At 70.1% G+C, this 12,383-nt stretch carries 10 protein-coding genes; 6 read left to right on the forward strand and 4 right to left on the reverse strand.

The window, feature by feature from the left end; translation table 11 throughout:
- Window positions 1–25: 25 nt before the first annotated feature.
- From AB0J72_RS00875 to AB0J72_RS00885, 3 genes are all read right to left on the reverse strand, one after another.
- Window positions 26–2,281 carry an immune inhibitor A domain-containing protein gene (locus tag AB0J72_RS00875; protein ID WP_363392951.1) on the reverse strand — a complete coding sequence of 752 codons (2,256 nt, stop codon included), beginning with the start codon at window positions 2,279–2,281 and terminating at the stop codon, window positions 26–28.
- A 287-nt stretch (window positions 2,282–2,568) separates the two neighbouring features.
- Window positions 2,569–3,225 carry a Crp/Fnr family transcriptional regulator gene (locus AB0J72_RS00880; protein ID WP_363392954.1) on the reverse strand — a complete coding sequence of 219 codons (657 nt, stop codon included), beginning with the start codon at window positions 3,223–3,225 and terminating at the stop codon, window positions 2,569–2,571.
- A 56-nt stretch (window positions 3,226–3,281) separates the two neighbouring features.
- A complete protein-coding gene (locus AB0J72_RS00885) occupies window positions 3,282–5,189 on the reverse strand; it encodes an adenylate/guanylate cyclase domain-containing protein (protein WP_363392957.1) in 1,908 nt (635 codons plus the stop codon).
- A gap of 144 nt (window positions 5,190–5,333) precedes the next feature.
- Here AB0J72_RS00885 and AB0J72_RS00890 point away from each other — a divergent pair, with 144 nt between their 5' ends.
- The 5 genes from AB0J72_RS00890 to AB0J72_RS00910 all read left to right on the forward strand — a co-directional run bounded on the left by AB0J72_RS00890 (window position 5,334) and on the right by AB0J72_RS00910 (window position 8,813).
- Window positions 5,334–6,041: a hypothetical protein gene (locus tag AB0J72_RS00890; protein ID WP_363392960.1), complete on the forward strand. Its 708-nt coding sequence runs from the start codon at window positions 5,334–5,336 to the stop codon at window positions 6,039–6,041.
- A 16-nt stretch (window positions 6,042–6,057) separates the two neighbouring features.
- Window positions 6,058–6,636 carry a DUF6529 family protein gene (locus AB0J72_RS00895; RefSeq protein WP_363392963.1) on the forward strand — a complete coding sequence of 193 codons (579 nt, stop codon included), beginning with the start codon at window positions 6,058–6,060 and terminating at the stop codon, window positions 6,634–6,636.
- A 17-nt stretch (window positions 6,637–6,653) separates the two neighbouring features.
- Window positions 6,654–7,121, forward strand: coding sequence for a Rieske (2Fe-2S) protein (locus AB0J72_RS00900; protein WP_363392966.1), 468 nt, complete (start codon window positions 6,654–6,656; stop codon window positions 7,119–7,121).
- A gap of 91 nt (window positions 7,122–7,212) precedes the next feature.
- Window positions 7,213–7,734 (forward strand): SigE family RNA polymerase sigma factor, encoded by a 522-nt coding sequence (locus tag AB0J72_RS00905; RefSeq protein ID WP_363392969.1) that lies wholly within the window; start codon window positions 7,213–7,215, stop codon window positions 7,732–7,734.
- The gene (locus AB0J72_RS00910; RefSeq protein WP_363392972.1) at window positions 7,731–8,813 is read left to right on the forward strand and encodes a hypothetical protein; all 1,083 of its coding nucleotides are present in this window, start codon (window positions 7,731–7,733) and stop codon (window positions 8,811–8,813) included. The genes AB0J72_RS00905 and AB0J72_RS00910 overlap by 4 nt, the downstream gene beginning before the upstream one ends.
- Here the strand turns inward: AB0J72_RS00910 and AB0J72_RS00915 are convergent.
- Window positions 8,794–9,264 carry an alpha/beta fold hydrolase gene (locus AB0J72_RS00915; RefSeq protein WP_363392975.1) on the reverse strand — a complete coding sequence of 157 codons (471 nt, stop codon included), beginning with the start codon at window positions 9,262–9,264 and terminating at the stop codon, window positions 8,794–8,796. The two genes, AB0J72_RS00910 and AB0J72_RS00915, sit on opposite strands and share 20 nt — an antisense overlap.
- Window positions 9,265–9,444: 180 nt before the next feature.
- Between AB0J72_RS00915 and AB0J72_RS00920 the strand changes: the two genes are divergently transcribed.
- Entirely contained in the window at window positions 9,445–12,324 is a 2,880-nt protein-coding gene (locus AB0J72_RS00920) for a carbohydrate-binding protein (RefSeq protein WP_363392978.1), read from the forward strand.
- The last annotated feature ends 59 nt before the right edge of the window (window positions 12,325–12,383 follow it).

A 12,383-nucleotide genomic window follows, 5' to 3' on the forward strand; every position in this document is an offset into this window, starting at 1 on the left:
CGATGTCGAATCAGCGGCTAGGACCTCAGCCGGTGATGCGGATCTTCACGCTGGTGCCGTTGGTCGACAGCACCTTGATCTTCACACCGTTGTTGGGGACCTTGACACCGTAGTACGTGTTGGTGGCGGGGTCCTCACGGTAGTAGTTCTTGCTGTCGTCGAACGTGGCGACACCGTTCTGGCCGCGGATGTAGCTCGAGGTGCTGTTCGGGCCGTAGTGCAGCGAGAACGAGCTGGCCTTGGTCAGGCCGAAGGTCGCGTCGTAGCCCTGGATGCGCGGACGCCACGGGGTGCCGTCCAGCTTGTAGACCAGGTCCGGGTGCGCGTCGATCGGCAGGATCAGGCCGCCGCCGTGGTGCTGGCTGGTGTTGTTGTCCGAGTACGAGGTGTCCCAGTACGTGACCAGGAGACCCTGCTCGTACGCGAAGTGCTCGACGAGGTCGGGCTTGTCCGCGAACCCGAAGTTGTACGGCCCGGTCTTGAGGTACTGGTCCCAGGACGTGTACTGACGGTTCGAGGCGATGTAGAAGTTGTCGTAGGCGGTGGTCAGCGTGCTGCCCACGGCGGTGAACCCGACCGCGGCCCAGCCGTTGGCACCGGCCTCGGCACCGTCGGCGAAGACCGTGGTGGCGCCGTTGGTCACCTTGATGTCGTCGGCGAAGAAGCCCATGCCGCCGGCGGCACCGTCGGTGAAGTAGTGGAACCGCAGGCCGACCGTCTTGCCCGCGTAGGCGGACAGGTCGAACGACGCCGGCACGAAGCCGTTGCTGGCACCGTCGATGCCGTTGCCCTCGGCGGCGGTGGTGATCGTGCCCGGGATCGACTTGAAGCCGGTGCCGTCGTCCACCTCGACGTAGGCGTAGTCACACGCGTCGGGGCCGCAGTCCTCGATGTCCCACGCCGCCTTGAAGCTCAGCGTCGTGGTCCCGGCCGGGATCGCCACGCTGCGGGTCAGCGAGTTGTTGAGGTTGTCGCCGGAGCCGCTCCACCAGGACTTGGTGCCTTCCGGCGGGGTGGGCAGCTGGGTGACGATCTGCTTCTTCGGCAGGACCACGACGACGGCCTGGGCCTTGTTGCTGTTGTACTCGTGGGGCCCGAGGTCGAGCGTCTTGTTCTGCCCCGCCACGACGATCTCGTAGTCGAGCCAGCCGAGCTGCAGCTTGTCCCAGGCGCCGAGGTCGGCGGCCCGGTCGCCGATGTTGTTGTCGCCGGCCTTGCTGACCCGGCTCTGCGCCATGATGGTCCACCAGTTGACCGGGTTCTCGGCGTTGCCGCCGGCGCCCGAGGTGTCGTAGTGGTCCGGCAGGCCGAGGTCGTGGCCGTACTCGTGCGCGAACACGCTCAGGCCGCCGTTCTCGGGCTGGATCGTGTAGTCACGGATCCACAGACCGGTGTTGCCGATCTGCGTGCCACCCATCTGGTTGAACGTCGGGCCGCTGGTGAAGTTCTGGAACGCCGCCCAGCGGTGGCTCCAGATCGCGTCCTCGCCCTGGTACGGGTCACCATCGGCCTGGTCGCCACCGGAGTGGACGATCTGGAAGTGGTCGATGTAGCCGTCGGGCTCGTTGAAGTCGCCGTCGCCGTCGTAGTCGAAGCGGTCCCACTGGTCGTAGGAGGCGAGCGTGGCGGCGATGTCGGCGTCGGTCTTGCCCTGCGCCTTCTGGCCCGCGACCCACGCGTCGACCGCGTCACGGATCAGGAACCAGGTGTTGCTGCAGACGTTGCTGGCGCACGGGTAGCCGTTGCTGCGGCCGTACCGGGCCTCGTTGTACGGGACCTTGACCCAGTCGGTCACCAGACCGTCGACGCTGTAGCGCCCCGACGACTGCTTCTCGTAGTACGTCTTCAGGGACTCCGCGCCGCTGCCGGTCGCGAAGTACTTGTTGTAGAAGTACTGCTGGCTGAAGTCCTGCTCCCAGAGGGTCGAGTTGTCGACCGACCGGTCCGGCTCCGGGATGGCGTTGTGCAGCGGGCCTTCGAACGTCGTCGGGCCGGGGGTGGCCGCCGACGTGTCCTGGTCCGGGTAGCTCGGGTGCCGCGTGTTACCGAACTCCGCGAGGACGACGAAGATCTTGTCGGTCTTCTCGCGGCTCAGCTCGACGTACTGGTCGACGCGGGCCTTCTTGGTCTTGGTGTCGCCACCCTTCCCGGTCTGGCCCTTCTTGCCGATCTTCACGACCGTGCTGGAACCACGCTTCTCCGGCGTCGCCTGACCGCTCAGGATCTGCGAGATCGCGACCTCACGGGATTCGCGCCGCTTGTCCTCCAACGGGTTCGGCAACTCGTCGGAGGGTGACGCGGCGTCGGCTACGGACGGTTCCCCGGCTGCCGGCACCGCGTACGCGGCACCACCCCCGGCGAACACCCCCATACCCGACGCAAGCGTGAGACTCAGAAGTCCCACGGTCAACTTACGCACAGGTACCTCCCTGGTGGGGCTAAGCACCCAGGCATGATGTCGATGCCTCGATGCACCTGTCGCGAGAGACTAGGTGGTCCTTGCAGGGTGTAAAGATCCACATCGGGTAAAGGGTGGTGGTGCGAGGGTCAAAGCAAGGGTGAACCCGTCTATTGAGCGCGATCTCTCAATGCGGTGAGGTCCCGTACGATCACGTGCAGGCGACCGGTCTGGATCAAGCCCTCCTCACGCAGCGTGCGCAACGCCTTCGTGACCGCCTCACGCGACGACCCCGTCCAGCCGGCGAGCTCGTCCTGCGACAGCGGCAGGCCGATCCGCAGCCCCTCGTCTGTCCGCTCGCCGAAGCGCTCGGCGAGCTCGACGAGGCGGGCCGCGACCCGCCCGGTGGTGTCGTAGGCGCCGAACTCGATCCGCTTGCGGTCCGCGTCGCGGAGCCGGCCGATCAGCTCGCGCATGAGCAGCATCGAGACGCGCGCGTGGCCCAGCAGGTAGCGCTCGAACTCCGGCGACGGCACGGCGAGCGCGACGACCGGTTCGAGGGCGGTGACGGTCGCCGACATCGGGCCGCCGTCGACCGCGGACAGCTCGCCGAGCAGCGCGCCGGGGCCGCGCACGGCGAGGACCACCTCGGTGCCGGAGGCGGTGTCGGAGGAGACCTTCACGCGGCCGGCCTTGAGCACGATCACCGACTCGGAGCGGCTCGCCTCGCGGTAGATGACCGCGCCGCGCTTCCACTGCCGCCGGTGCCCGGCCGCCTCCAGCGCGGCCTGCTCGTCAGAATTCAGGAGATCGAAGAACTCGGTCAAGCTGCCTCCTCGCTCCGCTCGTCACCAACTCGAGTTCAGCAGGTCGAAGAACTCGGTCACGGATGCATACTCTCCACCACATATGCCCGGACTGTCTGTCGGCGTCCTTTCACTTCGAGGTCGCCGAGGGGGGTCGCGACCACGCCGCGCAGCGCGTCGTGGGTGGCGCCGCCGATGACGACCTGGCCGGGCTCGGCGATCGTCTGCAGGCGCGCCGCGACGTTGACGGCGTCGCCCATCGCGTTGAAGCCGCGCAGCAGCTCGCTGCCGATGTTGCCGACGAGCGCCGGGCCGGTGTTGGCGCCGACCCGGAAACGCGGCCAGCCGGGGTGCCCGGCGGCGATCACCCGCACCGCGTCCTGCATCTGCAGGGCCGCGCGGACCGCCCGCGTCTCGTGGTCGTCCTGCCGGGCGGGCGCGTTGAACAGCGCCAGCAGCGCGTCGCCGACGAACTGCACGATCGTGCCGCCGTTGTCGAGGATGCAGGGGACGGCGACCCCGTGGTACCGGTTGAGCATCTCGACGATCTCGCCCGGCTCGACCGCCTCGGAGAAGGTCGTGAAGCCGCGCAGGTCGGCGAAGAGCGCCGTGACGTCGACCAGCTGGCCGCCCAGCGCGGCCTGGCCGGGGTCGGCGAGCAGCGCGGCCGCGACGTCCGGCGACATGTACTGCCGGAAGAGCGTCGACAGCTCCCCGTACAGTCGCGCGTTCTCCAGCCCGATGGACAGCTGGTTGGCGAGGGTGGCGCGCAGCTCGGGGCGCCCGGTGGCGGGGATCCGCACCCCGCCGGCGACCTTGCCCTTGACCGTCAGCGGCAGCACGTCGGCGCCGGTCACGGCGGCGACGCCGCCGGAGACGAGGCCGACCTCGACGGCGCCGAAGGACGGGCGGACCGCGTCGACCGCCGAGCGCAGGAACTCGTCCTCGCCGGCGCCGACGCGGGCCTGCTCGCCGACGGTGACGAGGGCGCCGAGCCGGCCCGTCAGGTCGCGCTCGGCGAGCAGCGCGGCGGCGGCCCGGTCGAGCACCTCGGCCTGCTTCTCGGTGAGGTCGAAGCGCTCCGCCATCCGCGCCGCGAGCCGCTCCGGCCGGCCGCCCGCCTCGGACTCCTGCAGGGCGGCGACGAGCTCCTCGAGCGCCTCGGTGTACTGCGCCCGGATCCGGCGGGTGGTCTCGGCGGCCGCGATCCCGTCGAAGAGCCCCGCGGCGCTGCCTTCGCGCCGGTACTGCACGTATGCGGAGTAGCCGACGAACAGGAACGCCACGGTGAGGATCAGGTGCCACTCCCACCACGACAGCCGCCACTTGTCGGCCAGGGTCACCGCCAGCATCGCCTCGGCCAGCAGCACGAACGCGGTCACCACCGACAGCAGCACCACGCCCGGCGCGCGGCGGTACCGCAGGTAGAAGCGGACCGCGGCGACCAGGTACAGCGCGACCGCGGCGTACGAGGCGACGACCATCGGCCCTTCGACGTCGCGCACCTGGGTCTGCCGGTTCAGCGGCGGCAGGTCCAGCACCGACACGACGATCCAGGCGAACAGGACGGCCGCCAGGAGCGGGCGCAGGGCCAGCTGCCACCGGGTGATGCCGGGCGGGAGCCGTACCGACGACACCACCGCCAGCAGCGCACCGATGATCAGGCCGACCGCCATCGCCATGTCGAAGCCGGCGTTGGGGTGCGCGATGAGGACCTTCGGGGTGGCGAGCGCGTGCGCGAACAGGAAGCCGGCGCCGGCCAGGAACACCAGCGAGACGAGGAACAGCCGCCCGTCCTGCCGGCGGTGCGCGGCGACGCTCATCGCGGCGCCCACCGCGACGTTGACCGCGGCGACCACGAGGACCAGCCAGAAGTGCGTGTCGTGGTGCTGCCAGATCAGGTCCGCGCCCGGACGGGTCAGCAGCAGCCACAGACCGGCGAGGGGCAATGCCAGGTGGCTCGCCCAGACCACGACACGAGGCATCGAACGCACCCATTCTCTAGCTGGTCACTTTGGCGACATTGCAGCAGTTGCGTTGTGCGTCTTTGGACGCAGACACGGTACGCCAACCTCGGTCTCATATTCATCGAAGCACCTGATGGGTGCGATCAACTGTGGGAGTTACCGATGAGGTTCAAGGCACCGCTCGTCACGCTCGGCGCCGGACTTGTTGTCGCCGGCGTCCTTTACACGCTCAACGTCGACCTCAGCAACGATGTCGAGAAGAACCAGGCCGCGGCCTCGGCCAAGCAGACCGGGACCGTCGCCGCGCCGGCCTCCTCGCAACCGGCCGCCGACCCGCCTCCCTCGCAACCGGCGTCCAGCGCGCCGGCCGGCGACGGCAGCGGCAACGCCGGCCAGCAGGGCACGGTCACGTACGCCGGCGCGGTCGACGGCGGGGCCGCCTCGCTCGCGATCGTCGTCAACAACGGCAAGGCGATCGCCTACGTCTGCGACGGCAAGAAGGTCGAGGCGTGGCTCAACGGCACCATGGCCAACGGTCAGGTCGAGCTCACCGGCGCCAAGGGCAGCCTGAAGGGCACCTACGGCGGCGGCCAGGTCAAGGGCAACGTCACCGCCGGCACGAAGTCGTGGGGCTTCGCCGTCAAGGTGGCCGCGGCGCCCTCGGGCCTGTACCGCTCGGCCGCGTCGCTGCGCAACAAGCTCGACGCCAGCTGGGTCGTCCTGCCGGACGGCCGCCAGGTCGGCGTGCAGACGAAGAACGGCGAGACCAGCGAGGCGCCGCCGTTCGACGTGAACAGCAAGACCGTCACGGTCGACGGGACCAAGGTCCCGATCGAGGCGGGCAACCCCAACGCCAGCTCCGGTTACTGAGAGGAGAGCCGTCACCATGTCCCCGGATGAGACCCAGACCGCTCCGGTCGTCCAGCCCACCAACCCGAAGACGGCCGCGACCCTCATCGTGCCGGTGCTGGTCGCCTGTTTCGTCGCCGGCGCCCTCGGCGTCTACGGCAAGGTGCACGAGCCGACCGGCATCGCGGTGAACGTCGCGGGCTTCTCCAGCCCGCAGACGGTCAAGGTGTGGCTGGCCACGCTCGCCTTCGCGCTCGCGGTCGTGCAGCTCTTCACCGCGCTCGTCATGTACGGCAAGATCCCGCTGCCGAACGCGAACTGGCTCGGCGGGCTGCACCGCTGGTCCGGCCGCCTGGCGTTCATCGCGTCGATCCCGGTCGCCCTGCACTGCCTGTACGCGCTGGGCTTCGCCGACTTCGACACCCGCACGCTCATGCACTCGCTGTTCGGCTGCTTCTTCTACGGGGTCTTCGCCGCGAAGATGCTGCTCCTCGCCAAGAAGGGCGTGCCGAACTGGGCACTGCCGCTCTTCGGCGGGCTGGTCTTCACCGCGCTCTCCGGCCTGTTCGTCACCTCCGCGCTGTGGTTCTTCACCACGTTCGGCGTCAAGATCTGAAAGGGAATCGAAGAACCATGAGCAACACGACTCGACGGACCCTGATCGCCGGCGCCGGTGCGGCCGGCCTCACCGCGGCCCTCGCGGGCTGCGCGGCCTACGGCGACACTGGCACCTCCTCGGACGGGGCGGCGCCCGCCGCGACCGGCGGCGGGGACACCGCGGCGGCCGCCACCGGCGGCGCAACCGGCGGTGGGGGCGGTGGCTTCGCCAAGACCTCCGACATCCCCGTGGGCGGCGGCAAGATCTTCGAGGACCAGAAGATCGTGGTGACCCAGCCGGCCGCCGGCCAGTTCAAGTGCTTCACCGCGGTGTGCACGCACGCCGGCTGCGTCGTGGGAGACGTGTCCGGCGGCACCATCAACTGCCCGTGCCACGGCAGCAAGTTCAAGGTCGCCGACGGTTCGGTCGCCAACGGGCCGGCCAGCAAGCCGCTCAAGGCCGTCGCCATCAAGGTCGACGGCGACTCCATCGCCAAGGCGTAACTCCCACAGGGTCGGGTGCCCGGGATCCCTCGCGGATCCCGGGCACCCGGCTGTGTAACCCGTTGGTGGCCCGACGGCGTTTATAGCGCTGATGGAACCGGACGAGCACGACTTCGAGGCCTTCTACCGGGCCCGGACGCCGGCGTTGCTGCGCACGGCGTACCTGCTGACCGGGGACCGGCACCTGGCCGAGGACCTGGTGCAGGACGCCCTCGCCCGCACCCACCGGGCGTGGCGGCGGCTGCGCGACGGCGGCAACCCCGAGGCGTACGCCCGGCAGGTCATGTATCACCTGCAGGTCAGCCGGTGGCGGCGCCGGCGCGTCCCGGAGTCCCTGCCCGGTGACCTGCCCGAGCGCCGCGACGGGCGCGACCATGCCACGGACGCGACCAGCCGGCTGGCGCTGCGGCAGGCGCTGCTGACGCTGCCGGCCCGCCAGCGCGCGGCCGTGGTGCTGCGCTACTTCGAGGACCGCAGCGAGGCGGAGGCCGCCGAGTTGCTGGGGTGCCGGGTCGGCACCCTCAAGAGCCACCTCGCCCGCGGGCTGGCGGCGCTGCGCAGGGCACTGCCGGACGACCACGCCGGCACGGCGACGGAGGGGATGTTCCGATGAACCTGCACGATCGCCTGGACGACCTCGCCGGCGAGATGGCCGGCACCGACCTGGCCGGCCTGCGGCAGCGGGTGGACCGCACGTCGCGGCGGCTGCGGACGCGCCGGACGCTGGCCGCCTCGGCCGCCGGGGTGGCGGTGGCGGTGGCCCTGACCGGCGGCGCGGCCCTGCTGAAGGTCCGGCACGAGGACACCCGGCCGGACGTGGTGCCGGCCGTCTCGGCCACGCCGTCCCGACCGCCGTCCGCGCCGCCGTCCTCGCCCTCCTCGGCGCCGCCGTCGCCCGCTGCCGCGATCCCGGGCGCGCTGTCCTTCCTCACCCTGAAGGCCGGCAGGCCGATCGAGCTTCACCGGTACGCCGGCGGAACCCTGCAGACGGTGAACTTCGGCACCGCGACCGGCAAGGACATGTACGCGACGCCGTCGCCGGACGGGACCCGGCTGGCGATCAACACGTCCCCGGACCGCGACCGGATCGCCCCGGGCGACCTGGTGGTCGCCACCAGCGGCGGCGCCCGTCACGTGGTGGCGAAGGACGTCCGGTGGGACGGCGGCAACACCGTCGTCTGGACGCCCGACGGCTCGGCGCTGGTCGCGGGCGGCGTCCGGTACGACGTGGCGACCGGCGCGGCCCACCCTCTGCCGGACCGGCCGCAGTACCTGGCGTACTCGCCGAGCGGCGTGACGACCGCCTACCTGTTCCAGGGCAACGACCTCAAGGTCTCGACCGAGGGCGCGGGCGCGACGCGGACGGTGCCGGTCACCGGGCTGGACGAGTGCGAGCGCACGGCGGGCTGCCCGACCTCGGTGCAGGCGGTCTCCGACAGCGGCCTGCTGGTGGCGCTGGGCAACGTCAACAGCGACCCGAGCCACGTGTACGGCACGGTGGTGGTCTACAACACGGTCAAGCGGATGCGCCTGCAGCTGGGCGCGTTCGAGCACGTCTGGTTCCGCCCGGACGGCGGCCTGGTCGTGGTGACCGCGACCGAGGTCAAGGTGCTCGACCAGGCGTTGAAGGTCACGCACACGTACCCGCTGCCGGCGCACGACCCGGAGGCGGTCATGTTCTACCGGGCCTGAGGAAGTCGAGCAGGGACTCGGTGAACGGCGGCCCGTCCGACCACAGGACGAGCGTGGGGCAGCCCGGCGGGGGCAGCGGGACGGCGTCGACGGCGACCAGCCGGTCGATCTTCGTCGGGTGCTCCGCCGCCAGCGCCGCCGCGACGTGGCCGCCGAGGTCCCTGCCGACGACGGCGAAGCTGTCGTGGCCGAGCGAGTGCATGAGCGCCAGGTTGTCCAGGACCATCTCGTGGACGAGCGCCGGCCAGTCCTCGTCGGTCGCCCGGGCCGACGCACCGCGGCCGCGCAGGTCCGGCCGGACCACGGTGCGGTGCGCGGCGAGGAGCGGGGCGAGCTCGTCCCAGACCTCCAGGGTGCCCGCGTGCCCGTGCAGGAGCAGCACCGGCGGGCCCGAGCCTTCGCGCCGGATTCGAAGGGTCACGTCCCAGAGGTCGACCCATTCATCGAACACCCTCATTTCATACCCAACTGTCGCCGGCCTCCGGTAGGGCCAACCACGGAAGAGGTAACCAACTTTTGTCAATATCGAGGAAAGTCTGTTGCTTTCGAACGAAAGACGTTACTGTCTGGCGCACATCGATGTCCTCCAGTCGGCGGGAGGCCATCGGGCAATCCGCTCACAGGAGGTCCGGTGAAACACCCCCACCGCCGACGATGGACCGTCGGCACGTCAGCCCTGGCCCTGATCGCGTCGAGTCTCGTGGGTCTCGCGACGTTCGCGACCGTCGAGGCCGCCGCCCCCGCTCCCGCCGCCGCGGCACCGCCACCCGCCAGCGACTTCGAGAAGGTCAAGCTCGACGGCGGGCTGACCATGGGCGAGCCGATCGAGCTGGCCGTGCTGCCCGACGGCAAGGTCATGTACATCAACCGGGGCACCACCGCCGCCGGCGGCCAGGTCCGGCTGTACAACCCCACCACCCAGTCCACGACCGTGGCGCTGACGCTCCAACTGGACGCGCGCTTCGAGGACGGGCTGATCGGCATCACGCTGCACCCGCAGTTCGCCACCAACCGCTGGGTCTTCATCTTCTACTCGCCGAAGGTGACGCCGCTGGTCAACCGGATCTCCCGGTTCACCTTCAACCCCTCGACCAACGTCCTCGACCCCGCCAGCGAGGACATGATCATCGAGTGGCCGACCGAGCGGAACCTGTGCTGCCACTCGGCCGGGTCGATGACCTGGGACAGCAACAACAACCTCTACTTCGCGGTCGGCGACAACACCAACTCCGGCGGCGACTCGGCCGGCATGGCGCCGATCGACGAGCGGACCAACCGCGACCCGCAGTACGACGCCCAGCGCACCTCGGGCAACACCAACGACCTGCGCGGGAAGATCAACCGGATCCACCCGGAGAGCAACGGCACCTACACGATCCCGGCCGGGAACCTCTTCGCGCAGAGCGCGCAGACCCGGGGCGAGATCTACATCATGGGCACGCGCAACCCGTACCGGATCTGGGTCGACACCAAGGCCAACAACACCCTGTACTGGGGCGAGGTCGGCCCCGACGCGGGTGCGACGGTCGCCAACCGCGGGCCGGCGGCGTTCGACGAGTTCAACCGCGCGAGCGGCCCCGGCAACTACGGCTGGCCCTACTGCGGCGGCCCGAACGTGGCCTACAACGACTGGGACTTCGCGGCCAACGCGCCCCGCGGCTGGTTCCCGTGCGGCGGCAGCACCGGGCCGGTCAACAACTCGCCCCGCAACACGGGCCTGCAGCAGCTGCCGGCGACCAAGCCGGCGCTGGTCTGGGAGCAGCACGGCGGCAGCGTGCAGTGGCCGCAGCTGGACAGCCCCGGCGGGTGCGGCTCGCCGAACCACACCGAGGTGTACCACTACGACCCCAACCTCAACTCGTCGGTGAAGTGGCCGCAGTACTACGACAACAAGTGGATCATCTCCGAGTACTGCCGCAACTGGGTCAAGATGGTCAACTTCGACAACAACAACCCGGCCACCGGCAACCCGGTCTCCGGCGGGATCGAGCCGGTCAACGCGGGCATGCCCTTCGTGCACCCGATCGACTGGCAGTTCGGCCCCGACGGTTCGATGTACATGCTGGAGTACGGCAGCGGCTACTTCTCCGGCGCCGCCGACGCCGGCCTGTACAAAATCAACTATGTCCAGGGTGGACGGTCGCCGGTCGCCAAGGCCACCGTCAACAAGGACAACGGGCTCGCGCCGCTCGCGGTGACCTTCTCCAGCGCCGGCTCCAGCGACCCTGACGGCGACGCCATCACGTACGCCTGGGACTTCGACAACAACGGCACGACGGACTCCACCGCGGCGAACCCGTCGTACACGTACACGACGAACGGCGCGAAGCAGGCGCGGCTGACGGTGCGCGACCCGGCGGGCCACACCGGCACGACGCTCGTGCCGATCACCGTCGGCAACAACCGGCCGACCGTCACGATCTCCGGCGTGCCGGCGGGCGGCATGTTCGACTGGAACGACAACTTCACCGTCACGGCCTCGGCCACCGACCCGCAGGACGGCTCGATCGACTGCTCCAAGATCGTGATCGCGGTCGCGCTCGGCCACCAGGAGCACGCCCACGACGAGGGCTCCGGCACCGGCTGCTCCGCCACGTTCAACACCGGGCCGGTGCACGCCGGGCCCGACTCGGTGCTGTTCTTCGTCGTCCGCGCCACCTACACCGACAACGGTGCGGCCGGCTCGGTGCCGCTGACCGGCTCCTCGGAGTTCACGCTCTGGCCCAAGTACTGGCAGGCCGAGCACTACGTGTCGCTGTCCGGCCCGCAGGTCATCACGGCGGCCGCGGCCGACGGCGGCAAGCGGCTCGGTGACATCCAGTCCGGGGAGAGCGTCCGGCACCACGCGGTGTCGCTGAAGAACATCACGGGCGTCAAGGCGCGCGTCTCCTCCGGCGGTGGCGGCGGCACGGTCTCCTTCCGCTACGACTCCCCCACCGGCACCGAGGTCGCCCGCCTCACCGTGCCCAACACCGGCGGCTGGGAGACCTACGCCGAGGTCAGCGGGGCGGTGACGAAGCCGGACGACGGGACGCACGACCTGTACATCGTGTTCACCGGCGGCTCGGGGGCGATCCTCGACCTGGACAGCTACACCTTCACCGGCCCGGGCATCGGCACCCCGGGCGCACGGACCGGCACGCTGACGGCGCTGGGCAAGTGCGCCGACATCAACGCGAGCCAGACCGCCGACGGCACCAAGGTCCAGATCTACGACTGCAACGGCACCGGCGCGCAGCAGTGGACCGTCAACGCCAACGGCACCATCACCGGCCTGGCCGGCAAGTGCCTCGACGTGAAGGCCAGCGGCACCACGAACGGCACACTGGTGCAGCTCTACACGTGCAACGGCACCGCGGCCCAGCAGTGGGTGATCGGCGCGAACAACTCGATCCGCAACCCCCAGGCGAACAAGTGCCTGGACATCCCCGGCTCGACCACCACCAACGGCACCCAGCTGCAGATCTACGACTGCAACGGCACGGGCGCCCAGACCTGGACCCACCCGTAACCTTCCGCTCTCAATGATCCGGAAGACCTTGTGCACCCCTGGGTACACGAGGTCTTCCG

The organism is Dactylosporangium sp. NPDC049742, assembly GCF_040674675.1.
Taxonomy (GTDB): domain Bacteria; phylum Actinomycetota; class Actinomycetes; order Mycobacteriales; family Micromonosporaceae; genus Dactylosporangium; species Dactylosporangium maewongense.